Genomic DNA, 24,238 nt, shown 5'->3' with positions numbered 1-24,238 from the left:
GCACCGGCTAAATGTGAGAAACTGGTTAACTGATTTCTACCGTCAGAGACCCGGTAGGCTCCCATGAGCTTTCTGAGAGTCGTGAAAGGACCCAACACACGTGTCACCCTTGGCGACCAACCCGCCCAAACCGGCGGCCACTGACCCTTCCGTTATCCGTAACTTCTGCATCATTGCGCATATTGACCACGGTAAGTCCACCCTGGCTGACCGCATGCTGCAGGCCACCGGTGTGGTTACTCCGCGCGAGATGAAGGCCCAGTACCTTGACCGCATGGATATCGAGCGTGAGCGCGGTATCACTATTAAGTCCCAGGCTGTTCGTATGCCCTGGGAGGTGGACGGCGTCAACTATGCCCTGAACATGATTGATACCCCCGGTCACGTGGACTTCACCTACGAGGTCTCCCGTTCTCTGGCTGCGTGTGAGGGTGCCCTGCTGCTGGTGGATGCTGCTCAGGGTATTGAGGCTCAGACCCTGGCTAACCTCTACCTGGCTATGGAAAATGACCTGACCATTATTCCGGTGCTCAACAAGATTGACCTGCCGGCTGCCCAGCCCGATAAGTATGCCGAGGAGCTGGCTAACCTGATTGGCGTTGAGCCTGAGGATGTGCTGCGGGTTTCGGGTAAGACCGGTGAGGGCGTACCCGAGCTGCTGGACCGCATCGTTGAGCTGCTGCCCGCGCCCGAGGGCCAGGCTGATGCCCCCGCTCGCGCCATGATTTTTGACTCTGTCTACGACTCCTACCGCGGTGTGGTTACCTACGTTCGTGTGGTGGACGGCAAGCTGGAACCCCGCCAGAAGATTAAGATGATGTCTACCGGCGCCGAGCATGACCTGCTGGAAATCGGTGTGATTTCTCCCGAGCCCAAGCCGACCGACGGCCTGGGCGTGGGCGAGGTGGGCTACCTGATTACCGGTGTGAAGGACGTCCGCCTGTCCCGCGTGGGTGATACCGTTACCGGTGCCCACAAGCCTGCCGCAGAAGAGCTGGGTGGCTACGAGGACCCCAAGCCCATGGTTTTCTCTGGTCTCTTCCCGATTGACGGCTCTGACTACCCGGCCCTGCGTGACGCCCTCGATAAGCTGCAGCTCAACGACGCCGCCCTGATTTTCGAGCCTGAGACCTCTGCGGCTCTAGGCTTTGGTTTCCGCTGTGGCTTCCTGGGCCTGCTTCACCTTGAAATTGTGCGTGAGCGTCTGGAACGCGAGTTCAACCTCGACCTGATTTCTACTGCCCCCAACGTTATCTACGATGTGGTGGCTGAGGACGGCACCGCCCAGCGCGTGACTAACCCCTCCGAGTTCCCCGAGGGTAAGGTCGCTACCATTCGCGAACCGATGGTAGCTTGCACCATCATTGCCCCGAACGAGTTTGTGGGCGCGATTATGGAGCTGTGCCAGTCCCGCCGCGGCACCATGGGCGGCATGGACTACCTTTCCCAGGATCGCGTGGAACTGCGCTACCGCCTGCCCCTGGCCGAAATTGTCTTTGACTTCTTCGACCAGCTCAAGTCCAAGACCCGCGGTTATGCTTCTCTGGACTGGAAGTTTGACGGTGAGGAAGAAGCCGATCTGGTCAAGGTCGATATTCTGCTGCAGGGTGAGAAGGTTGACGCTTTCTCAGCTATTACCCACCGCGATAAGGCCTACTCTTACGGCGTGATGATGACCGGCAAGCTGCGTGAACTGATTCCTCGTCAGCAGTTCGAGGTGCCGATTCAGGCTGCTATTGGCTCTCGCATTATTGCCCGTGAGAATATTCGCGCTATGCGTAAGGACGTTCTCTCTAAGTGCTACGGTGGCGATATTTCGCGTAAGCGTAAGCTGCTGGAGAAGCAGAAGGAAGGTAAGAAGCGTATGAAGATGGTGGGCCGTGTTGAGGTTCCCCAGGAAGCCTTCATCGCTGCCCTGTCTTCCGGTGAAGAAGGTAAGGACAAGGGCAAGAAGTAATGCCAGCCCAGCCCCTGGGCGCTCCAGCCCCTTTGGACGGCAGAATCCCCGTTGATTCTGCCGTCCACGGCGTTGAGCGCGATTTTTCTCTCTACGTGCACGTGCCCTTTTGCTCGGTACGGTGCGGCTACTGCGACTTCAATACCTACGCCACCGAGGATTTCGGCAACGGGGTGGGTTTGGGTACCTATGCCGAGGACGCCATCGCCGAGTTGCGCTTTGCCCGGCAGGTTTTGCGCGAGTCGGGTGTCGCTGACCGTCCGCTCTACTCTGTCTTTTTTGGCGGGGGCACCCCCACCAAGCTGCCTGCAACTGACCTTGTGAAGATTCTGCGCGAAGCGGTTGAGCTGTTTGGTGTAGAAGAGGGTGCTGAGGTAACGACCGAGGCCAACCCCGACTCGGTGACCCGCGAGGATCTTGAGACGCTGAAGGCCGGTGGCTTTACCCGGGTGTCCTTCGGTATGCAGTCGGTGGTACCTGAGGTGCTTGAGGTGCTTGATCGTACCCACACTCCGGCGAATGTTCCCAAGGTGCTCGCCTGGGCTAAAGAGGTTGGGCTTCAGGTGTCGGTTGATCTGATTTACGGGTCGCCGGGGGAGAGCCTGGCCCAGTGGGAGCAGTCAGTGCGGGCTGCGGTATCGTATGCCCCTGACCATATTTCTGCCTATTCGCTCATCGTTGAAGAGGGTACCAAGCTGGCTGCCCAGATTCGGCGGGGCGATTACACCATGCCCGACGAGGACCTCATGGCGGATATGTACCTGCTGGCTGAGCAGATTTTCAATGAGGCCGGCTACCACTGGTATGAGGTGTCGAACTACGCCAAGTCACCGGAGTATCGTTCCCGTCATAACTATGCCTACTGGCGTAACCAGGATTGGTGGGGAATTGGTCCCGGCGCCCACTCTCATGTGAACGGCACCCGCTGGTGGAATCTCAAACACCCGGTACCCTATGCCAACCGAGTCCGGGCTGGCCAGAGCCCGGCTGCTGCCCGCGAGGTTTTGGGGGAGCAGACCCGCAGGTTTGAGGACATCATGCTACAGGTCAGGGTTATTGACGGCTTAGACATTTCCCGCCTGTTGGAGGGTGGCGATGCTGCCCGAATTGAGGCGTCCCTGAACTGGCTTGAGGGGCAGGGTTTGATTGACCCCGAGGCAAGAGCGGGCGGACGCGTGCAGCTCACCCTCCAGGGGCGCCTACTGGGCGATGCGGTGACCAGGGAGCTCCTCCCCGATATTGACAGCTAACTGCTTTTCCCCACCAGGGGAAACGAAAGGGGGCGGTCTGACTCAGCTGAGTCAGACCGCCCCCTTCATGTTTTAGCAACCCGGGTGCCTACTTACCGCGGCGAGTGAGCTTGCTAAAAAGACGGGTATTGCCCTTGTACTGGTAGGGGTTGCCGCGGGTTACCTTTACACCGGCGATCAGAGCTGAGATAGCCAGGTAGGTCCAGGCCAGGGCAGCAATCAGGCCAAAGAGCCAGCCGATAGCCGGAATGTTGCTGAGCATAATAGAGACGGCCAGAACCAGGGTGGGCAGCAGGGTGAAGTCGAGAGCTTCACGGGATTCCTGCTCGGTGAAGGGGCCGCGGCCTCGGTAGAGGTAGTAGATGACGGCCGCGGGAATACAACCTAGCACGCCCCCAAAGTGTGCAGCGGTTGCGATATTTCGGTCTGCGCTAACAGACAGGTGTGCAGCGGTTGCAGATGACCCCTTGTAGGCGGTCGAGGAAGGTGCAGTTGCGGTCTTCAAGAATTCTTCTCTTTGAGGTTGAAAGGGCGAATGAGTGATGTGCGGGCTGTGATCCCATCAAACACAATTTTAGTCAAAGCTAGGGGAGGGCGGTATATGTGAAGCCTACGAATTTATGGGGGAGCAGGACGATATTTGTCACACCGGCTGTAACCGCTCTAGCCTGCTGGCCCGTCAAGGGTGACGAAGTCAATGAGGTGTTCTACCGGCCCCAAGAGACTTGGTTCAAGGTCGGTGTAGGAGTTGACCCTCTTGAGAATGGAATCCCAGCCGGCGCGGACGTCCTCGGGGGTCTCTGCCGCCCGGCCGAAACGCCGCAGTATGCCGGTCTTCCAGTCTTCCCCGCGGGGGACCTCGGGCCAGGCCTGCACGCCCAGCACCTGGGGCTTGACGGCCTGCCAAATATCCACAAAGGGGTGGCCCACAATCAGCACGTTATCGCGGGCACCTGCCACGGCCATGGCCTCTTGAGCGATTCGCTCTTCCTTACTTCCTGCCACCAGGTGGTCTACCAGAATTCCGAGTTTGCGGTGGGAGGCCGGGCCAAAACCTGCAACGGCTGCGGCGAGATCGTCGACCCCGTGCAGGGGTTCCACCACGATACCCTCAACCCGTAGGTCGTGGCCCCAGACCTTCTCAATAAGCTCAGCATCGTGCACGCCCTCCACCCAGATACGGCTGGCCCTGGCCGTCCGTGCCGGAGCGTTCTCCACCGCAACCGACCCCGACCGAGAAACCTGCCGTGTAGCGGTCTTAGGCTTCTGCTGAGGCTTGGTCAGATCAATGCTGCGGCCCTCAAGCAAAAACCCCGGGCCCAGGGGGAAGAACTTGATACGGCCCCGCCGGTCTTCGAGGCCCACCTGGGGGCCGGACGCCGTAGCCCGCAGGGTCACTGCCGCCCCCACAAAGCCGGTGGCGGCGTCCTCTAGCACCATGCCGGGGACAAGAGGTACCTTGGGCAGGGCAGAATGGTGGGAGGTAAGGTCAGCCTGACCCCAGGTATCGCGGTAGTCCATCGGTGTGTCTCTCACTCTCTCATCCAGCGCATTAGCCATCAGCGTACCGAGTTCTGATTCTAGTTCAGTGGTATTAGAGTTAACGGGTAACTTAGCACTCAAGGTCATCAAGTGCTAATCTAGCCCCGCAGACCTCTTCGCCCACCAGGCGAAGACCTATGAGCCCAGGAGGTGCCGTGAACCACCCGAGACGCTTGCAAGTTCTGCAAGCCATCGTCGAAGAATACGTGCACACCCGTGAGCCCGTAGGGTCTAAAACCCTGCTCGAGCGGCACCAGCTGGGGGTCTCAAGCGCCACCGTGCGCAACGACATGGCAGCCCTCGAAGAGCAGGGCCTGATCCAGGCTCCTCATGCCAGTGCCGGGCGAGTGCCCACCGACCGGGGCTACCGACTTTTCGTTGACCAGATATCGTCCCTACAGCCCCTCTCTGACGCTGAAAAACGGGCAATTCACACCCTGCTCGATAGCGCCGAAAGCGTTGATGAGATGATGAAGACCAGCGTGCGTCTGCTCTCATCGCTCACCCACCAGGTAGCTATGGTGCAGTACCCCACCGGCCCGGCTACCAGCGTGCGCCATATCGAGCTGGTCTCCCTCTCCAGCACCACGGTGCTGCTGATTCTTATTACCGACTCCGGCCAGGTCAACCAGCGCACCCTCACCCTTGCCCACAGCCCCGAAGAGCTTGCAGTAGCCCGCCAACAGCTCCTTGACCTCTACGCCAACCGTACGCTCGACAGCATAGCCGCAGCACCGGCGTCCGCCCCCGGCAATAACCTGCTCGGCACCCTCACCGAGGCCCTGCACCTGCTCGCCGCCCAGGGTGCCTCTTCTCAGGTGCTGATTGCGGGTACCTCCTACCTTGCCGCCTCGACCGTAGATTTTAGAGGCAGCATCGCCCCGGTGCTCGATGCCCTAGAAGAGCAGGTTGTGCTACTCAAATTACTCACCGACCTAGACCACGATGAACGCGGATTTGCCGTGAGTATCGGCTCTGAGAACCGCAGCGAATCCCTAGCCGAAACCTCGGTCGTCGCCAGTAGCTACGGGCCCGGGGGAGCTGCCCACGTGGGAGTCGTTGGCCCCACCCGCATGGACTACACCAGCACCGTCTCCAAGGTCAACGCCGTAGCCCGCTACCTATCCAAGATTTTGGGCCAGGCCTAGCCCTGCGCCTACCCCCTTTAAACCAGCCCATCGAAAGAGAGAACCAGTGAGCAGTCACTACGAAACCCTCGGCGTCTCACGCGATGCCAGCCCCGAAGAAATCAAGAAGGCCTACCGTAAGAAGGCCCGCCAGTTGCACCCCGACATCAACCCTTCGGAAGAAGCTGCCGAGGAGTTCAAGCGCGTCTCCCTCGCCCACGATGTGCTCTCTGACCCCGAAAAGCGCCGCATCTACGACCAGACCGGCAACGAAAACGGCACCGCCGGTGGCTTCGGTGCAGGAGCAGGCGGCTTCGGCGGGGGCTTTGGCGGCTTCCAAGATATCTTCGATACCTTCTTCAACTCTGCCCCGCGCGGCCCCCAGAGCCGCGTCCGCCAGGGCCAGGACGCCCTCATCAACGTCAAGATCGACCTCAAAGATGCCGTCTTCGGCACCAACAAGCCCATCACCGTTGATACCGCCGTTACCTGTGACCTCTGCAAGGGCGAAGGAACCGCCGAGGGCACCCACCCCGAAACCTGCGACACCTGCCACGGCCAGGGCTACATGCAGCGCCAGGTCCAGTCAATTCTGGGCACCGTCGTGCAGCCCGTTGAGTGCCCCACCTGCCGCGGGTTCGGCACCGTCATCAAGCACCCCTGCGCTGAATGCTACGGCGAAGGCCGCGTGCGGGAACGCAAGCCCCTCACCATCAAAATTCCCGCCGGCGTCACCAATGGCGCCCGCATCCGCCTGGCAGGCCAGGGTGAAGCCGGTACCGCAGGCGGCCCCAACGGCGACCTCTACGTTGAGCTGCGCGTCAACCCCGACCCCACCTTCAGCCGGGACGGCGATGACCTGGTAGCTACCGTCGGTGTGTCCATGACCGCAGCGGCCCTGGGCACCACCATCACCCTCGACACCTTCGACGGCCCCCAGCAGGTACAGATTCCCACCGGAACCCAGTCAGGTGACGTGGTCACCCTCAAGGACCTGGGCGTCACCCACCTGCGCGGCGGCGGCCGCGGCGACATCCGTGTACAGATTGAGGTGCGCACCCCCACCGACCTCACCGAGGAACAGAAGAACCTGCTCAAGCAGTTCTCCGAGCTTCGCGGCGAGGACCTGCAGGTCAGCGAAACCGTCACCCATAAGCAGGGCGGCTTCTTCTCCCGCCTCAAAGACCACCTCAAATAGGACGATTCCATGAGCAACGCTGTCTACTACATCGAACCTGACGAGCTAGCTGCCCTGACGCCAGGTGCCACCCTGCACCTGACCGGCGACGAGGGGCACCATGCCCTCGTCAAACGTCCGGAGCTTGGGGAAGGGCTCGACGTAGTAGACGGTGAGGGTAACCGCGCTATCACCCGGGTTACTGAGCTGGGTCAGGACGGACCCGTGCTTGAGGTCCTCGAACTCACCGAAGATACGGTGGGGGTAGAGATATACCTTGTGCAGGCCCTGGCTAAGGGGGATAGGGATATCCAGGCCATTGAGATGGCCACCGAGCTGGGTGCCCACGGTATTGTGCCTTGGAGCGCCGACCGGTCGATTGTGCGCTGGAAGATGGAGCGGGCCGTCAAAGCACGGGCTAAGTGGCAGAATACGGTGCGGGCAGCAGCTAAGCAGTCCCGCCGGGCCCTGCTGCCCCCGGTCTACGAGCAGCACTCAACCGCAGATTTAGCCGACCTTGCCCACGAGCTGGGGGAGGACGGCCTCTTCCTGGTTCTCCACGAACAGGCAGACTACCGTCTCACCCAAGCTCTTGAGCGGCACCTGACCGATCGGGTAAAAGAGGTCTACTTCATCGTTGGCCCCGAAGGTGGTATCAGCCCCCGAGAACTCGACCTGCTCGCAGAAGCCGGGGCCCACACGGTGCTGCTTGGCCCAGAAATCCTCCGCAGTTCTACCGCCGGTGCAGCCGCTATTTCTGCCCTCAACGTTGCGTTAGGACGCTGGTAAACCCCGTTCTGCTACAGGTAAAGTAAGAACTACCGCGTACGCTTTGTATTTCAAGGAGCTCTGACAGCCCGCACGGGCATCTATGACTACCTCATCTACGGCTAGCAGCCGCCCCCTCTCTGTTGCCCGCACCTTCTCCTTCCGGTCAACCGAAGAGATGGTCGCGGTACTTGGCCCCCACGACGGAAATATCACCCTGATTGAGCAGGCTTTCCCCGGTCTCACTATCCGCCCCAAGGGGCTAGACGTCATCGTTACCGGCCCCTCAGAAACCGTAGCCACCACCGTCCGTCTGCTGGCTGAACTCACCATTTTGGTAGAGAACGACACCCAGGTCACCGGCGAGGTGGTCAAGCGCATCATGGGCATGATGACTGCCAGCCTTTCACACCCAGCAACCGCGATCAGCCAGAATATTCTGAGCTCCCGGGGCAAGAATATTCGCCCGAAGACCATTAACCAGAAGTCCTATGTCGATGCTATCGATGCCAACACCGTGGTCTTTGGCATCGGCCCGGCAGGTACCGGTAAGACCTACCTGGCCATGGCCAAGGCGGTACAGGCCCTCCAGTCAAAGGAAGTCAACCGCATCATTCTGACCCGCCCAGCTGTCGAAGCTGGCGAGCGCCTGGGCTTCCTGCCTGGGTCGCTGAACGAGAAGATTGACCCCTATCTGCGCCCGCTCTACGACGCGCTGCACGACATGATGGATCCCGAGACCATTCCCCGCCTGATGGAGGCCGGGACCATTGAAGTGGCGCCCCTGGCCTATATGCGCGGTCGTACCCTGAACGACGCTTTCATTATTTTGGACGAGGCGCAGAACACTACGGTGGAGCAGATGAAGATGTTCCTGACCCGTTTGGGCTTTGGCTCCAAGATGGTGATTACCGGTGACGTCACCCAGGTGGACCTGCCCGGTGGTCAGGCCTCAGGTCTGAAGCAGATTCGCCAGATTCTTGAGGGCATTGACGATATCTATTTCGCGGTTCTGCAGGCCGAGGACGTGGTGCGCCACTCCCTGGTTTCGGATATTGTGAGTGCCTACGATAAGTGGGACGATGCCAAGACCTCGATGGAGCGCCGCCGTAACCGCAAGGTCAAGCGCCAGACCATTGAAGCTGCGGCCGAAAAGCTGCTGCAGCAGTCAGGTATCGATGTAACCCCCGAAGAGAAGGCCTAGCCCCGTGAATATTGAGTTTGATATTGAAGAGCCCGGCGCAGAGGCGAGCGACTTTGTGCGTGAGTCTTTTGAGGCTGTCGATACCGGTGTGTTGGAGAAGCTGGTAGCCCACGCCTTTGCCCATATGAAGGTCTCACCTGAGACCGAGCTGTCTATCGCTATTGTGGGCGAAAGCGAAATGGAGCGCATCCACATCGATTGGATGGATTTGCCCGGCTCCACCGACGTGATGAGCTTCCCCATGGACGAGCTCACCCCCGGCACCGACGATCAGCCTGCCACCGGCGTCCTCGGTGATATTGTCTTGTGCCCGCCCGTTGCTGCCCGTCAGGGGGTGGACGCAGGCCACAGCACCCTCGATGAGCTCTGCCTGCTCACCACCCACGGCATCCTGCACTGCCTGGGCTTTGACCATGCCACGGCGGAAGAAGAGGCTGAAATGTTCGGTATTCAGCGCACCATTCTTGAAGAATTTCTGGGGCGCCCGGCACCTGTAGAGACGAGGCACTAACCGGTGCTTTATTCTGCTTTGCTGGCCTGTGCCGTCCTGCTCTTAGTTCTAGTGGGCTACCTGCTCACCGCCGTTGAGTCGTCCTACACCTATCTGCCCCGTTCTGAGGCCCAGCGCCTGGGGGAGGAGCCCGAGAACAAGAGTATTCGGGCTATTCTCGCTGACCCCGAGCCCTACTTCCGCTCCCTGCGAATCTGGCGGGTTCTGGCTGAGGTGTCTTCGGTCGTCTGTTTCTTCCTGCTCGTCCACGATCTTTTTAGCCGCACCTGGGTGAGCGTCCTGGTCACCCTACTTGTCATGACCGTTGTGGTCTTTGCCTTCTTCGGGGTTGCCCCCCGCCTGGTGGGGCGCACCAAGCATACTCAGGTCTTCTCGGCGATGGCCGGGGTAGTCTACGGGCTGGGCGTGCTCACCCGTCCCTTCTCGTCCGCTCTCACCGCCCTGTCCCGCAAGGTCAGCCCTAAGGACTCCGAGCAGGTGACCGGCATTTTCACTGAAGATGAGATTCTTGAGTTCGTTGACCGCGCAAGTTCTTCTGAGGCTATCGAAGACGACGAGGCAGAGATGGTTCAGTCCATCTTTGAACTCGATGAGACCCGCATCCGCTCAATTATGGTGCCGCGTGCCGATATGGTGACGGTTGACGTGACCGAAAGCCTGGACGACGCTATCTCCCTCTTCCTGCGGTCGGGCTACTCCCGCGTGCCGGTACTGGGGGAGTCCTTTGACGATGTGCGTGGCATGCTCTACCTCAAGGACGCCCTGGCCGCCTCACGCGAGGCAGGGGCAGACCTTACAAGCCTGGGTATTACCTCTTTGATGCGCCCGGTCCGCTATGAGCCAGAATCCAAGCGCGTGATGGATCTGCTCAAAGAAATGCAGCGTGAATCTACCCACGTCGCTGTGGTCGTTGATGAGTACGGCGGAACCGCCGGTCTTGTAACCCTAGAAGATCTCATTGAAGAACTGGTCGGCGATATCTCTGACGAGTACGACAACGAGAAGCCTGAAATTACTCTGCAAGAGGACGGCACCTTCAAGATTAGTTCCCGCCTGAGCATCTGGGAGCTGGGCGAGCTCTTCGGCCTAGAACTTGATGATGAGGACGTCGATACGGTCGGCGGTCTGCTAGCTAAACACCTGGGTCGGGTACCGATTATCGGCAGCGAAGTTGTTGTTGAGGGTATTCACATTAAGGCTATTGGTTCTCGTGGGCGCCGCAATAAGATTGGCACGCTCTCTGTTTGGGCGGACCCTGCGTCGCAACACCCTGTAAAGTAAAGCCAAGACATTACTTAATCCCATCATTGGAGTATCTGCATGGAGTTTGCTTCCTTCCCCGACGACTACACTGCGGGCTTTGCCGTTCTGGTAGGCCGCCCCAACGCCGGTAAGTCAACCCTCACCAATGCGCTGGTCGGGCAGAAGGTCGCTATTACCTCCAACCGCCCGCAGACTACCCGCCACACCATCCGCGGTATTGTGCACCGTGAGGACTTCCAGCTGGTGCTGGTTGATACTCCCGGTCTGCACCGTCCCCGTACCCTGCTGGGTGAGCGTCTGAACGACATGGTGGCGCAGACTCTCTCTGAGGTCGACGTCATTGGTTTCTGCATTCCTGCTGACGAAAAAATCGGCCCCGGTGACCGCTATATTGCGCAGCAGCTGGCTGCCTCGGGCAACAAGCCCATCGTCGCTATCGTCACCAAGGCCGATAAGGTGGGGCACGAGCAGCTGACCGAGCAGCTCCTTGCCGTTTCGGCGCTGGGCGATGAGATTATGAGCGCTGAGCGGGCAGCCCGCCAGCAGCGCCGCGAACGTCAGGAGCGCAAGAAGAAGGGGGAGGAGCTTCCCTTCCGTAAGGGCAGCGGCCCGGCAGCTACCCGCGATAAGGGCCAGGCTGTGCCTGCTCCTGTTAATGACGGCCGTGGCGGCTGGGCAGATATCATCCCGGTTTCTGCGGTCAAGGACTACCAGGTAGAAGAGGTTGCGAAGCTCCTTTCCTCCTACCTGCCTGACTCACCCCCGCTGTACCCCACCGGCGAGCTGACCGACGAGCCTGAGGCCACCCTGGTAGCTGAGCTGGTGCGGGAAGCGGCTCTGGAAGGCGTGCAGGACGAACTGCCCCACTCAGTAGCCGTCACCGTTGAAGAAATGGAACTGCGCGAGGGCCGCAGCGAGGATAACCCCCTGCTCGATATTCACGTAAACCTCTTTGTGGAGCGAGACTCCCAAAAAGGAATTATCATTGGCAAACGGGGAGCACGCCTGAAAGAAATCGGGCAAACTGCCCGTAAGAACATCGAGGCCCTGCTCGGCACCAAGGTCTTCCTCTCCATTCACGTGAAGGTAGCCAAGGACTGGCAGCGTGACCCCCGTGCCCTGGGCAAGCTGGGCTTCTAAATTTTCCCCACTTATCAGGAGTTTCCTCCCAGTCTTACCCCCTAAGCTGGGCTGAAGAAAATCGGTCACCCCCGTACCGTAGACGAATCGGAGATACCTTTTATGACGCCACAGGGTCAGCCCCCGCAGCGAGTTGTTACGCCCCTGGGGCGTCATATGAGCAACCAGCCTCTTAAGTCTCAGCGGATTAAGTGGATAGCGCTCTCGTGCGTTGCCCTTCTCGCTATGGTGGTTGCTTTTAGCGGCTTTGCCCTGGTGCGTTTGCGCAGCAACGTGCAGACCGCCGAGATGAACATTGGTGAGCTCTCGTCGAACCTTGCCAGTGGCCCTCTCGATATTCTCGTGATTGGTTCCGATACCCGTGCCGGTAACAACGGGGCCTACGGTACTGCTGAGGACGCCGCATCCGGGGCACGCTCCGATGTGATGATGCTGGTTCAGGTGAGCGAAGACCGTTCAAACGTCAACGTCATATCCTTCCCCCGCGACCTGATGGTGGATATCCCCAAGTGTACGGACGCCGAAACCGGTGAGGTCTACCCGGCCACCACAGAAACCCAGATTAATGAATCCCTCGAACGCGGTGGCCCCGGCTGTACCGTAGCCACGATTAGCAACCTCACCGGCATAGCTATTGACCACTTTATGCTGGTAGATTTCAACGCCGTTAAGGCTCTATCGAGTGTCGTGGGTGGCGTTGAGGTCTGTGTAACCGAGCCGATTGACGACACCTACAGCGGGCTCAAGCTTCCTGCCGGTACCTCAAGCGTTGAGGGCGAACAGGCCCTGGCCTTCCTACGTTCTCGTCACGGCTTTGGCGACGGTAGCGACACCGCCCGTATCCAGGCCCAGCAGAGCTTCCTCGCCTCCCTGCTGCGGAAGGTCCAGGCTGAGGGCACTCTGACCAATCCCGCTATGCTGCTCAACATCGCTGAGGCTATTACCCAGAACGTCACCATCGATAAGGAATTGACTAACCTGGGTAACCTGGTGAGCATCGGAACTATCTTTGCCAAGGTCGATCTGAGCAAGGTGGTCTTTGCGACTGTCCCCAACGAGCCCTACACCTACGATGCAAACAAGCTCCAGCTATCCGCCGATTCAGAAGCTTTCTTTACGAAGCTTCAAAATGATGAATCCCTCGTCGAGCCTGCTGCCACTGCCTCTGCTAGCGCGAGTGAATCGTCCGCCCCGGCTGCTGAACTGACCTATTCGCTGGGTGTGAGCGTTACCGATGCCACCGGTGTTGAGGACCGTGCTGAAGAACTGACTCCCAAGATTGAGCAGGCTGGCTTCACCTCGGTGACAACCACCACCACCGATGCGGTCTACACCGAGTCGGCAATTTACTACCCCTACGGTTATGAGGCCGAAGCTCAGGCTATTGCCGATCTCTTCGGTATAACCTCCCTGACTCCCTCGGACCAGTACGTGGGAATTGCCGTTGTTCTGGGATCAGACCTGGCTGAGAGCGACACCATTGAAGCCCCCCAATCTGAGATTGCAGCGGGTGCTACCGGCCAGACCGCCGATCAGGTGACCTGCCAGCAGTCTTTCAGCTACTAAGCACCCACAGCGGTTCCAAATAGTGGACGGGCGGTGGCAGGTTCTGCCGCCGCCCGTCTCTGCGTGGTACCGTGACAGTATGAGTGAGATGACACTGGTACTCCTTATCTGCCGTATCGAAGCGCCCCGGGTGTAGCTTCGATACGGGTCAGTGCTACCCGGGACGATACCCCTTCCTCACCGATCTCAACATCTAAGGTCATTACGATGAAAAACTTTCAGAAGCCCTCACCCATGCCCGTGCACAAGTACGTGCCATTTGACCAGCAGATTCAGGTTTCTTTGCCCGACCGCACCTGGCCTAACAAGACCATGACAAAGGCCCCCCGCTGGTGCGCTGTTGACCTGCGTGACGGCAATCAGGCCCTGATTGACCCCATGGATACCGAGCGCAAGCTCGCCATGTTCAAGCTCTTGGTCAAGATGGGCTACAAGGAAATTGAGGTCGGCTTCCCCTCAGCTTCAGCCACCGATTTTAACTTCGTGCGCACCCTCATCGAAGAGGGTCATATTCCCAATGACGTCACCATTCAGGTGCTGGTGCAGTGCCGTGAGCACCTGATTCAGAAGACTTTTGAGGCTATCGACGGGGCTCCCAAGGCTATCGTCCACTTCTACAACTCCACCTCTGTGCTGCAGCGTCGTGTGGTTTTCAACCAGGACCAGGACGGTATCTTGGATATCGCCCTCACCGGAGCCCGTCTCTGTAAGAAGTACGAAGAACAGCTGGCTGGCGACACCAAGATTACCTACGAGTACTCACCGGAGTCCTTCACCGGTACCGAGCTGGAATACGCGGTGCGGGTCTGCAATGCTGTGACCGATGAGCTGGGTATTGGCGAGGGCAACGAGGTTATTATCAACCTCCCGGCCACTGTCGAAATGGCTACCCCGAACGTGTATGCCGACTCTGTAGAGTGGGTCAGCCGCAACCTGACCAACCGGGAGCACGTCATCCTCTCCCTGCATCCCCACAACGACCGGGGCACCGGTGTGGCTGCAGCTGAGCTGGGCTACCTGGCCGGTGCAGACCGTATCGAGGGCTGTCTCTTTGGCAATGGCGAGCGCACCGGTAACGTTGACCTGATTACCCTGGGCCTGAACATGTACACCCAGGGTATCGACCCCGAAATTGATTTCTCCGACATCGACGAGATTCGCAGAACCGTTGAGTACTGCAACCAGCTATCCGTTCATGAGCGTTACCCCTACGGTGGCGACCTGGTCTTCACCGCCTTCTCAGGCTCACACCAGGACGCCATCAAGAAGGGCTTCGAGCGTATGGAGAAGGACGCTGCTGAGCAGGGTAAGAGCGTCGATGATTTAGTATGGGCTGTTCCTTACCTGCCCATTGATCCCAAGGATCTGGGCCGTACCTACGAGGCTGTGATTCGTGTGAACTCCCAGTCGGGCAAGGGCGGGGTGGCTTACCTGCTCAAGAAGGACTTTGGGCTCGATTTACCCAAGCGCGCTCAGCAGGAGTTCTCTGCTATTGTGCAGGCTCAGACCGATGCCCAGGGTGGCGAGGTTGAGAGCAAGGCCCTGTGGGATATTTTTGCCGATGAGTACCTGCCGAGCAGGGAGGCGGAAGCCCGCTGGGGTAAGTACCGCATTGAATCGCTCTCTATTGACTCTGAGGAGCACGGCGAGACCACTATGCGGGTTGGCCTGAATATTGCTGGTCATACCTACAACCGAGTGGGTCAGGGTAGCGGCCCTATCGAGGCGCTACAGTCGATTTTGGCCAAGGAGGGCGTGGACGTCCGCGTGCTCGACTACTCGGAGCACACCCTGGCTTCTGCGGCGAGCGCCCAGGCGGCCTCATACATTGAGGCAGCGGTGGGGAGCCGGGTGCTGTGGGGTGTCGGTATCGACAGCTCGACCACTCGTGCCTCACTCAAGGCTATGATTTCAGCGGTGAACCGCGCACTGCGTGACTCTGCTGAGTAGAGCATAAGCGTGGGCCGTACCGGGACTTCCGGTACGGCCCATCTTCTGACAGTGCCCCGTATAACAGGTCAGGGTAGAGACCTGGCACACTGGATGTGGGAGAATAAAGACGTGACTTCAGCGCTATCTACGACTAAGACCATTCGTGATAGCGCTATTGTTTTACGCACCCAAGATTTGGGGGAGCACGATCGCATTATCATCCTTGCTACCCGGCAGCGGGGGATTGTGCATGCAGTAGCCAGGGGAGTGCGCAAGAGTAGCTCAAAGATTGGTGCCCGGCTCGAGCCCTTCATGCTGGTCGATATTTCGGCTGCCCCCGGTAAAAAACTCGCTACGATTTCGCAGGTGGTTACCCGCCGCGCCTATTTGGGGCCGATTATCAACGACTACACCCGTTACACGGTCGCGGCTGTCTTAGCCGAAGTGGCAGAGCAACTTCTCAACCACGAACAAGAGCGCTTAGAGGAGCAGTTCACGCTGTTGGCCGGGGCCCTCTCAGCCCTAGCGCGGGGTACCTACCCGCCCCACCGCGTCCTTGACTCCTACCTGCTGCGAGCCCTGCACAGGGCGGGCTGGAGCATGGCCATTGGTGCCTGTGCCGCCTGCGATAGCCTGGATGACCTCACCTATTTTTCCCCCTCCCTGGGGGTGCTGTGCACCGGGTGTGCGCGCACCGGTGATTTCCCTCAGCTCAGCCCACTGGCTCCTGAAGAACCTGCCTATTTAGCGGCCCTCGCTACTGGCGACTGGCCCGGCATTTTGAGCGAGCACCCGCCCGCGCTCCGGCAGAGGGCAGAACGGCATATCATGGACTATGTGCAGTGGCAGCTTGAGCGGCCGCTCAAAACTCTAACCACCCTAGAGAAGGAAATCTAGTAGATGACACCGGTGAAGCCCTACAGCCACCCCAGCGGCGCCGTAGCTCCTGCGATTCCGAGCAAGTTCGTGCCCCAGCATGTGGCCGTGGTGATGGACGGCAATGGGCGCTGGGCGAATGAACGCGGCCTACCCCGCAATGAGGGCCACCGAGCCGGTGAAGCAGCCCTGCTCGATGTGGTGGCTGGTGCTATCGAAATGGGTATTCCCTATGTTTCTGCCTACGCGTTTTCAACCGAGAACTGGCGTCGCAGTCCCGACGAGGTCGCCTTCCTCATGCGGTTCTCCTCTGAGGTTCTAGAACGTCAGCTAGAGACCCTCAAGAGCTGGGGGGTGCGCATCCGCTGGGCCGGCCGTCGGCCCAAGCTCTGGAAGTCGGTTATCAAGCTGCTCGAAAAGTGCGAAGAAGAAACCAAGTACAACACCCTGTGTACCCTGACCATGTGCGTCAACTACGGGGGTAGGGCAGAAATTGCGGACGCCGCCGCCCTGATTGCCGAGGACGTCGCAGCCGGGCGCCTCAAGCCCAAGCACATCAACGAAAAAATCTTTCAGAACTATCTCGACGAGCCTGACCTGCCCGACGTTGATCTTTTCCTCCGAACCTCGGGTGAACAGCGTTTCTCTAACTTCCTTCTCTGGCAGAGTGCCTATGCCGAGATGGTCTTTATGAACGTGCTCTGGCCCGATGTTGACCGTACGGTACTGTGGCAGGCGGTAGAAGAATATGCCCTCCGCGACCGCCGCTACGGAGGGGCCGTTGATAAGGTGACCCAACCCTAAGTTTCCTCCCATACTAGGCGAAAGCCGCGGCTGAAAGGGGTCCGATATGCGGATCTACCCAACCCTGTTCAAACTCTTCTTCAAACCCATGGACGCCGAGAAAGCGCACCATGTGGGCATGTGGGGGGTGCAGACCCTTCGCCGCACCGGTATTTCTCGCCTGGGGGGCCGCTACTTTGCGCCACACCCGTCACTGGCTACCGAGGTCATGGGCCTTACTTTCCCCTCGCCTTTCGGCGTTGCTGCTGGTTTTGATAAGGGCGGTAAGGCAATTCCGGCGCTGGGTAACCTGGGTTTTGGACACATTGAAATCGGCACTATTACCGGTCAGGCTCAGCCGGGCAACCCCCAGCCCCGCCTTTTCCGCCTGGTAGATGATAAGGCCATTATTAACCGCATGGGCTTCAATAACGATGGGGCGGCAGCAGCTGGGCCCCGTGTCGCTGCCGCCCGCGCGGACCTTGAAGCCGAATATCGGGGTAAGGTACGCCCCGTTATTGGTGTCAATATCGGTAAAACCAAGGTGGTAGCCCTTGAGGACGCCATCGAGGACTACCTGGTGAGCACTCGGGTTCTTGCACCCCAGGCTGACTATCTCGCTGTGAATGTCAGCTCGCCGAATACTCCGGGTCTGCGTGACCTTCAGGCGATTGAAACTCTTGAACCTCTACTTGAGGCTGTACGTGCTGAAGCCGACCGCGTCGTGCAGGGGCGCCGCGTGCCCCTGGTCGTGAAGATTGCTCCTGATCTGGCCGATGAAGATATTAAGGACGTTGCCGCGATGGCTCTGCGTCTGGGGTTAGATGGCATTATTGCCACGAACACCACGATTGCTCGTGAAGGGCTGGGCCTGGTTAGCCCTCGAGCTAAGGTTGAGGAAATTGGCGCAGGTGGACTCTCAGGCGAGCCCCTCAAGAAGCGTTCACTTGAGGTTCTCCGTCTGCTGAAAGCTGAGGTGGGCGACCAACTGGCTCTTATCTCGGTAGGTGGCGTTACCACTGCTCAGGACGTCGCCGACCGTCTGGATGCGGGCGCCAATCTAGTGCAGGGTTATTCTGCATTTATCTACGAAGGCCCACTCTGGGCAACTCATATCAATCGGGGACTGTTGAAATTGCGGAAAACCCGCTAGACTAGGCACGTGAGATCATGACACAAAGGGGCGCTACCTCTCTAAAGAGGTAGCGCCCCTTTGAATTTAAGGTTGAAAGCTAGCGGATTTACTCCGTCGTGGCCTTACTTGGGGTATTCGCCGCGCTTAACCTGAGGCTTGGGCAAGCGGAAACGGCGAATCATCATGACGCGGTTGAAGGCGTAGAAGCCGGAGCGGGGCTCAATGGAGCCAAACTTTTCGGTCAACTTCTTCTTGAGCCCGCGCCACATAATCATGTAGTCGATAACCCAGAGTAGAATCATGCCCCACATCAACAAGGTGGTGTACTCCCGCATGCTGGGGGTGAAAAGGCCGACAATGAAGACAGCCAGAATAACGATAAGCATGATGTCGCCTACGTTGAAACGAGCATCAACGTAGTCACGGATGTAGCGGCGCTGGGGGCCACGATCGTTGGCGGGCAGGTAGCGCTCATCGCCGGTTTGCAGGGCCTGCTGTTGCTTTGCCCGGAACTCGCGGTCAGCTTCACGCTGGGCGTCCTTTGCAGCCTTGCGGTCTGCGGGAACCAGGGGAGTACGGCGGGCAGCTTCACGTTCTTTACGGGAAGGGGTAGGACGCCCCTTGGGCGCGGTGTACCCCGGCTGAGTGGTTTCAGGGGTTTCGTTTGCTACCGGGGTAGCGTCGGCAACCACAGAACCAGCATTTTCTGATGATTTCTTATTACGACCAAACACCCCTTAAGAATAACCAAGTTCGTGCGTAGATATACAGTCAGAGCGTATTCTGAGATGTATGACAACACACGATTTTGATTTTTCTACCCGCCCGGCTCTAGCAACCTACATCGAAGAGAACTTTGAGACTCAGCTTGAACATCTAGCTGAGCTCATGGCTATCCCTTCTGTTGCCTGGGAGTCTTTTGACCTCACCGAAGTGCAGCGTAGCGCTGAAAAGGTGAAGAGCCTGGCTGAGGAAGCCGGTTTTGAAAGCGTTGAGATTCTCTCAGCGTCCTACGGGGAAGGCCAGCAGGGTATGCCTGCGGTCGTAGCTCACTCACCGGCAGCACCTGGCTTCCCCACCTTCTTGCTCTATGCCCACCACGATGTGCAGCCAGCTGGCGACCGCTCCCTCTGGGAGACCGAGCCTTTTGTCGCCACTCGCAAGGGTGATCGCCTCTATGGCCGCGGAGCTGCGGACGACAAAGCTGGTGTCATTGCCCATCTGGCCGCTTTTAAGGCTGCGCGTGAAGTATTGGGCGACGACTTTAAGGTTGGCGTCACCATCTTTATCGAGGGCGAGGAAGAGGCTGGTTCACCCAGCTTTGATAGCTTCCTGCATACCTACCGCGACAAGCTTGCTGGCGACTACATCGTTGTAGCAGACTCAGCTAACTGGAAAACCGGCGTACCTGCTCTTACCGCGGGCCTGCGTGGTGTAGCAAGCGGTGATATTTCTGTACGCGTGAGCAGCCACTCAGTTCACTCCGGCATGTTTGGCGGCCCCCTGCTGGACGCCAACACCGTCCTTATCCAGCTACTCGCCACCCTGCACGATACTCAAGGTTCAGTTGCAGTTGAAGGTTTGGTTACTGCACCTGAACCTGACGTTGAATACCCTGAGGTCGATTTCCGCACCGATTCTGGCATTCTCGACAGCATGAAGCTGGCAGGTCAGGGTTCTATCTCCTCCCGCCTCTGGTCCCAGCCCGCTATCTCCGTCATCGGCATGGACATCACCTCGGTTGCCGAGTCCTCAAACACCATTGCTGCCACAGCCAAGGCGCGCATCAGCCTCCGCCTGGCTCCCGGCCAGAATCCCGCCGCAGCCCACCAGGCACTTGCCGAGCACTTCGCCCGCCACAACCATCACGGGGCAGAGGTGACCTACCATGCCGAAGACTCCGGTCAGCCCTACCAGGCCGACCTTTCTGGCAGTGGCGCCCAGCTAGCCCTGGCAGCGCTGGGGGAGGCCTGGGGAGTTGAGCCTGTCACCACCGGCATGGGCGGGTCCATCCCCTTCATTGCGACCCTCACCGAGGTCTACCCCGAGGCCCACATTCTGATTACCGGCATCGAAGACCCCGATACCCGCGCCCACAGCGCCAACGAGTCCCTCTTCATCCCCGACTTCCAGAAGGCAATCCTTGCTGAAGCCCTCATGCTGGCGGCAGCTCACACCGCCAACTAGGAATTCACTTGACTGCGAACATCTCGCGCCCCGTACCCAAGAGGCGTAAGATTGACATCAAAACACCCCACGAAAGGATTGCTTATGTCTGAGGCAGTACTCGAAGATCTCCCCACCCACGGCGTTAACCTCACCGAGGTTGCAGCCGGTAAGGTTCGTTCCCTGCTTGAGCAGGAAGGACGCACCGACCTGCGCCTGCGCATCGCCGTGCAGCCCGGCGGTTGTTCAGGCCTGATTTACCAGCTCTACTTCGACGAGCGCGTGCTCGACGGTGACGCCGTCCGCGACTTCGACGGTGTAGAAGTCATCGTTGATCGTATGAGTGTTCCTTATCTCGAAGGTTCAACCATCGACTTCGAAGACACCATTCAGAAGCAGGGGTTCTCCATCGATAACCCCAACGCCCAGGGCTCCTGCGCCTGTGGAGATTCCTTCCACTAAGCGTTCGCCCAGCCCGCTTCACAGGTGGGGGTATGCTCCGGCATACCCCCACTTTTCTGTTTCAGCCCGCCCAAACATGAAATACTTATGTAATGACACGTCAGTTCATTGACAGGTTGTCACCAGAAACGCCCGTTTGAGGGTAAGCTCGTATTGAAAGAATTAACACCTGGGTTAATGCTGTCCACACACAGCACCAGGTGACACGCACATCGCTACAGGAAGGGCCGTCTGTGAGTTCGCAGCATCGAACCAGCAGCAAGGGGCTTAAGGGCAAGGCAGTAGCCGCTGCCACAGCCGTTTCAGCGCTGCTCTTGACCGGTTGTTCAGAACAGGCATCAGTGGGCTGGCTGCCCACTCAGCGTGGTGTAACCGATAACGCCGATACCATCATGGACCTCTGGATTGGTACATGGATCGCTGCGTTGGCTGTAGGTCTTGTGACCTGGGGCCTCATGCTTTGGTGCATCATCGCCTACCGCCGTCGCAAGTACGAAACCGGCTACCCCCGCCAGGTGAGCTACCACGCTCCGCTGGAAATTTTCTACACCGCTATCCCGATCATCCTGATCGTCAGCTTCTTCACCTTCTCAGACCGTGCCGAGCGCGAAATCACCGCTCCCAAGTCTGAAACCGCCGATGTCACCATCGAGGTTTACGGTAAGCAGTGGGCATGGGACTTCAACTACCTCGACGAAAACGTCTACTTCGCCGGCGTCCAGGCTCGCCTCGACAAGGAAGGCAAGGAAGGCGTTGAGGAAACCCTCCCCACCCTTTACCTGCCGGTCAACTCAACCGTAGACCTGCAGCTCAAATCCCGTGACGTCATCCACTCCTTCTGGGTTCCCGCCTTCCTCGAGAAGCGCGACACCATTCCCGGCATGACCAACCACATGTACTTCACCACCGGTTCCGAGCCCGCTCGCTACCAGGGTAAGTGCGCCGAGCTCTGCGGTGAGTACCACTCAGAGATGCTCTTCAACGTTGAAGTTGTCAGCCAGGAAGACTACGATGCCTACATCCAGTCACTGGAAGATGAAGGCAACATTGGCCGTCTGGGTGACGAGTACAACCGTAACCCCAACATGAACACCAACAACTAAGAGGTAACCCGTGACTACTCTTGAGTATTCAGCTGAGACAACCGGTAGCGTTGTCCCGCGGGTGGTTCCTAAGTCCAAGGGACGAATCATCGTCAACTGGCTGACTTCCACCGACCACAAGACCATCGGGTACATGTACCTGATCGCCGCGTTTATTTTCTTCTGCTTTGCCGGTGTCATGGCTCTGCTTATGCGCCTGGAGCTCTTCACCCCCGGTATGCAGTTCCTCGAAACCAAGGAACAGTTCAACCAGCTCTTCACCATGCACGGCACCCTGATGCTGCTCATGTTTGGTACCCCGCTGTTCACCGGTTTCGCTAACGTCCTGGTACCCCTGCAGATTGGTGCACCCGACGTTGCCTTCCCCCGTCTGAACTCCCTGGCCTTCTGGTTCTTCCTGTTCGGCTCACTGGTAGCCATCGCTGGCTTCCTTACCCCCCAGGGTGCAGCTTCCTTCGGCTGGTTCGCTTACGCTCCGCTGAACAGCACCACCTACAGCCCCTCTGTCGGTGGTGACCTCTGGATCTTCGGTCTGGCTCTTCAGGGCTTCGGCACCATCATGGGTGGCGTCAACTTCCTGACCACTATCCTCTGCATGCGTGCCCCCGGCATGACCATGTGGCGTATGTCGGTCTTCACCTGGACCACCCTGATCACCGCAATCCTGATCATCATGATCTTCCCGCCGCTGGCGTCCGCCCTGTTCGCCCTCGGTATGGATCGCCGTCTCGGTGGCCACATCTTCGACCCCGAAAACGGTGGCGCCGTCCTCTGGCAGCACCTCTTCTGGTTCTTCGGTCACCCCGAGGTTTACGTTCTGGCTCTGCCCTTCTTCGGCATCGTTTCAGAAATCATCCCCGTCTTCTCACGTAAGCCGATTTTCGGTTACAAGGGTCTGATTTTTGCAACCATCGCTATTGCGGCTCTGTCAGTTACCGTATGGGCACACCACATGTACGTCACCGGCGCGGTCATGCTGCCCTTCTTCTCCTTCATGACCATGTTGATCGGTATTCCTACCGGTGTGAAGTTCTTCAACTGGATCGGCACCATGTGGCAGGGCTCCATCACCTTTGAGACCCCCATGCTCTGGGTTATCGGCTTCCTGATTACCTTCCTCTTCGGTGGTATCACCGGTATTATCCTGGCAACCCCGCCGCTGGACTTCCACCTATCTGACTCCTACTTCGTGGTCGCTCACTTCCACTACGTCATCTTCGGTACCCTCGTCTTCGGTATGTTCGCAGCACTCTACTTCTGGTGGCCCAAGTTCACCGGCAAGATGCTGAACGAGCGCCTGGGCAAGATTCACTTCTGGCTGCTGTTCATCGGCTTCCACATGACCTTCCTCATCCAGCACTGGCTCGGTGTCGACGGCATGCCCCGCCGCTACGCAGACTACATGCCTGAAGATGGCTTCACCTGGATGAACCAGCTCTCAACCGTAGGCTCCATGATTCTGGCAATCTCCATGATTCCCTGGTTCTGGAACGTCTACACCACCGCCCGCAACGGCAAGCGTGTTGAGGTTGATGACCCCTGGGGCTTCGGTGGCTCACTGGAATGGGCAACTTCTTGCCCGCCCCCGCGCCACAACTTCACCGCCCTGCCCCGTATCCGTTCAGAGCGTCCTGCACTTGACCTGCACCACCCTGAACTGTCCACCAACAACGACGTCGCTGCAGCAGCCCGCCAGGCAACTGCAGGCTAGGAGGCCACTGTGAAAATTCTTGCTAAGATTTTCGGTTTCATCGGCGTCTTCCTGATTCCCGTTGGCATCGTCTACGGTCTGATGACTGACTTCACCGAGTGGGCCGGTTTCCCCGCGATTCTGGCTACCGCCGTGATGTGTCTCTTCCTCTGGTACTTCCTGAACTTCACCGACAAGAAGCACCCCGACATGCCTTACGAGAACCTCGAAGGTGAAATCGCTGATGGAGCTGGCGACTACGGCTTCTACTCACCCTGGTCATGGTGGCCCCTCTTCATCGGTGTTGCTTGCACCATCGTTGTTGTAGGTCTGGCTATCGACTGGTGGATCGTACTCGTTGCCATCCCCTTCGCAGCAGCAGCTGTTCTGGGTTGGGTTTACGAATACAACCGCGGCGACCACGCCCACTAAGAGTCTTACCTGACTCAAAGGGTGGGGCCCCTATCCTCTCGGATAGGGGCCCCACCCTTTTTTGTGCCGTTTCTAGAGCGCTGAGAGAAGAACAGGACGGCACAGGACGGCACAGGACGGCACAGGACGGCACAGGACGGCACAGGACGGCACA

Annotated in this window: 22 protein-coding genes; 19 read left to right on the top strand and 3 right to left on the bottom strand. The window is 58.8% G+C overall.

Annotated elements, in window-relative coordinates; all coding sequences use genetic code 11:
• The first annotated feature begins 100 nt into the window (after nucleotides 1–100).
• Together lepA and hemW are read left to right on the top strand one after the other, a co-directional pair.
• On the top strand, nucleotides 101–1,957 hold the full coding sequence (gene lepA / locus ACRCJM_RS09595; protein WP_377129370.1) for a translation elongation factor 4: 1,857 nt from the start codon (nucleotides 101–103) through the stop codon (nucleotides 1,955–1,957).
• Nucleotides 1,957–3,207: a radical SAM family heme chaperone HemW gene (gene hemW / locus ACRCJM_RS09590; protein WP_431464735.1), complete on the top strand. Its 1,251-nt coding sequence runs from the start codon at nucleotides 1,957–1,959 to the stop codon at nucleotides 3,205–3,207. The genes lepA and hemW overlap by 1 nt, the downstream gene beginning before the upstream one ends.
• 88 nt (nucleotides 3,208–3,295) lie before the next feature.
• Here the strand turns inward: hemW and ACRCJM_RS09585 are convergent, their stop codons facing one another.
• Nucleotides 3,296–3,712: a DUF4870 domain-containing protein gene (locus tag ACRCJM_RS09585; RefSeq protein WP_431464734.1), complete on the bottom strand. Its 417-nt coding sequence runs from the start codon at nucleotides 3,710–3,712 to the stop codon at nucleotides 3,296–3,298.
• 158 nt (nucleotides 3,713–3,870) lie between these two features.
• Nucleotides 3,871–4,728 carry a DUF3097 family protein gene (locus tag ACRCJM_RS09580; RefSeq protein ID WP_431464776.1) on the bottom strand — a complete coding sequence of 286 codons (858 nt, stop codon included), beginning with the start codon at nucleotides 4,726–4,728 and terminating at the stop codon, nucleotides 3,871–3,873.
• Nucleotides 4,729–4,904: 176 nt separating this feature from the next.
• Here ACRCJM_RS09580 and hrcA point away from each other — a divergent pair, with 176 nt between their 5' ends.
• The 12 genes from hrcA to ACRCJM_RS09520 all read left to right on the top strand — a co-directional run bounded on the left by hrcA (nucleotide 4,905) and on the right by ACRCJM_RS09520 (nucleotide 18,249).
• A complete protein-coding gene (gene hrcA / locus ACRCJM_RS09575; RefSeq protein ID WP_431464733.1) occupies nucleotides 4,905–5,897 on the top strand; it encodes a heat-inducible transcriptional repressor HrcA in 993 nt (330 codons plus the stop codon).
• 46 nt (nucleotides 5,898–5,943) lie between these two features.
• Nucleotides 5,944–7,074 carry a molecular chaperone DnaJ gene (gene dnaJ, locus ACRCJM_RS09570; protein WP_431464732.1) on the top strand — a complete coding sequence of 377 codons (1,131 nt, stop codon included), beginning with the start codon at nucleotides 5,944–5,946 and terminating at the stop codon, nucleotides 7,072–7,074.
• Nucleotides 7,075–7,083: 9 nt separating this feature from the next.
• Nucleotides 7,084–7,842 (top strand): 16S rRNA (uracil(1498)-N(3))-methyltransferase, encoded by a 759-nt coding sequence (locus ACRCJM_RS09565; protein ID WP_377129379.1) that lies wholly within the window; start codon nucleotides 7,084–7,086, stop codon nucleotides 7,840–7,842.
• Nucleotides 7,843–7,924: 82 nt separating this feature from the next.
• Nucleotides 7,925–9,025, top strand: a complete 1,101-nt coding sequence (locus tag ACRCJM_RS09560) for a PhoH family protein (protein WP_431464731.1) — start codon at nucleotides 7,925–7,927, stop codon at nucleotides 9,023–9,025.
• A gap of 4 nt (nucleotides 9,026–9,029) precedes the next feature.
• Nucleotides 9,030–9,536, top strand: a complete 507-nt coding sequence (gene ybeY, locus ACRCJM_RS09555; RefSeq protein WP_237205240.1) for an rRNA maturation RNase YbeY — start codon at nucleotides 9,030–9,032, stop codon at nucleotides 9,534–9,536.
• A 3-nt stretch (nucleotides 9,537–9,539) separates the two neighbouring features.
• The gene (locus ACRCJM_RS09550) at nucleotides 9,540–10,817 is read left to right on the top strand and encodes a hemolysin family protein (RefSeq protein WP_431464730.1); all 1,278 of its coding nucleotides are present in this window, start codon (nucleotides 9,540–9,542) and stop codon (nucleotides 10,815–10,817) included.
• Between the two features lie 39 nt (nucleotides 10,818–10,856).
• The gene (locus ACRCJM_RS09545; protein WP_237193753.1) at nucleotides 10,857–11,939 is read left to right on the top strand and encodes a GTPase Era; all 1,083 of its coding nucleotides are present in this window, start codon (nucleotides 10,857–10,859) and stop codon (nucleotides 11,937–11,939) included.
• Between the two features lie 156 nt (nucleotides 11,940–12,095).
• Nucleotides 12,096–13,505, top strand: a complete 1,410-nt coding sequence (locus tag ACRCJM_RS09540; protein WP_431464729.1) for an LCP family protein — start codon at nucleotides 12,096–12,098, stop codon at nucleotides 13,503–13,505.
• 207 nt (nucleotides 13,506–13,712) lie between these two features.
• A complete protein-coding gene (gene leuA, locus ACRCJM_RS09535; protein WP_431464728.1) occupies nucleotides 13,713–15,455 on the top strand; it encodes a 2-isopropylmalate synthase in 1,743 nt (580 codons plus the stop codon).
• 111 nt (nucleotides 15,456–15,566) lie between these two features.
• Nucleotides 15,567–16,334, top strand: coding sequence for a DNA repair protein RecO (gene recO, locus ACRCJM_RS09530; RefSeq protein ID WP_431464727.1), 768 nt, complete (start codon nucleotides 15,567–15,569; stop codon nucleotides 16,332–16,334).
• A gap of 3 nt (nucleotides 16,335–16,337) precedes the next feature.
• Nucleotides 16,338–17,117, top strand: a complete 780-nt coding sequence (locus ACRCJM_RS09525) for an isoprenyl transferase (protein WP_237205236.1) — start codon at nucleotides 16,338–16,340, stop codon at nucleotides 17,115–17,117.
• Nucleotides 17,118–17,163: 46 nt separating this feature from the next.
• A complete protein-coding gene (locus ACRCJM_RS09520; RefSeq protein WP_431464726.1) occupies nucleotides 17,164–18,249 on the top strand; it encodes a quinone-dependent dihydroorotate dehydrogenase in 1,086 nt (361 codons plus the stop codon).
• A 104-nt stretch (nucleotides 18,250–18,353) separates the two neighbouring features.
• Here ACRCJM_RS09520 and ACRCJM_RS09515 read toward each other — a convergent pair whose 3' ends face one another.
• A complete protein-coding gene (locus ACRCJM_RS09515; protein ID WP_431464725.1) occupies nucleotides 18,354–18,923 on the bottom strand; it encodes a DUF3043 domain-containing protein in 570 nt (189 codons plus the stop codon).
• A gap of 100 nt (nucleotides 18,924–19,023) precedes the next feature.
• Between ACRCJM_RS09515 and ACRCJM_RS09510 the strand changes: the two genes are divergently transcribed.
• The 5 genes from ACRCJM_RS09510 (at nucleotide 19,024) to ACRCJM_RS09490 (ending at nucleotide 24,084) form a co-directional block, all read left to right on the top strand.
• Nucleotides 19,024–20,418 carry a M20/M25/M40 family metallo-hydrolase gene (locus tag ACRCJM_RS09510; protein WP_431464724.1) on the top strand — a complete coding sequence of 465 codons (1,395 nt, stop codon included), beginning with the start codon at nucleotides 19,024–19,026 and terminating at the stop codon, nucleotides 20,416–20,418.
• Between the two features lie 84 nt (nucleotides 20,419–20,502).
• Entirely contained in the window at nucleotides 20,503–20,859 is a 357-nt protein-coding gene (locus ACRCJM_RS09505) for a HesB/IscA family protein (RefSeq protein ID WP_237185683.1), read from the top strand.
• Between the two features lie 233 nt (nucleotides 20,860–21,092).
• Nucleotides 21,093–21,962: an aa3-type cytochrome oxidase subunit II gene (gene ctaC / locus ACRCJM_RS09500; RefSeq protein WP_185172909.1), complete on the top strand. Its 870-nt coding sequence runs from the start codon at nucleotides 21,093–21,095 to the stop codon at nucleotides 21,960–21,962.
• 10 nt (nucleotides 21,963–21,972) lie between these two features.
• Nucleotides 21,973–23,673 (top strand): aa3-type cytochrome oxidase subunit I, encoded by a 1,701-nt coding sequence (gene ctaD, locus ACRCJM_RS09495; RefSeq protein ID WP_431464723.1) that lies wholly within the window; start codon nucleotides 21,973–21,975, stop codon nucleotides 23,671–23,673.
• 9 nt (nucleotides 23,674–23,682) lie between these two features.
• On the top strand, nucleotides 23,683–24,084 hold the full coding sequence (locus ACRCJM_RS09490; protein WP_237193735.1) for a cytochrome c oxidase subunit 4: 402 nt from the start codon (nucleotides 23,683–23,685) through the stop codon (nucleotides 24,082–24,084).
• The last annotated feature ends 154 nt before the right edge of the window (nucleotides 24,085–24,238 follow it).

Source organism: Rothia sp. L_38 (genome assembly GCF_050689125.1).
Taxonomy (GTDB): Bacteria; Actinomycetota; Actinomycetes; order Actinomycetales; family Micrococcaceae; genus Rothia.
This window is presented reverse-complemented; position numbering and strand designations above follow the sequence as displayed.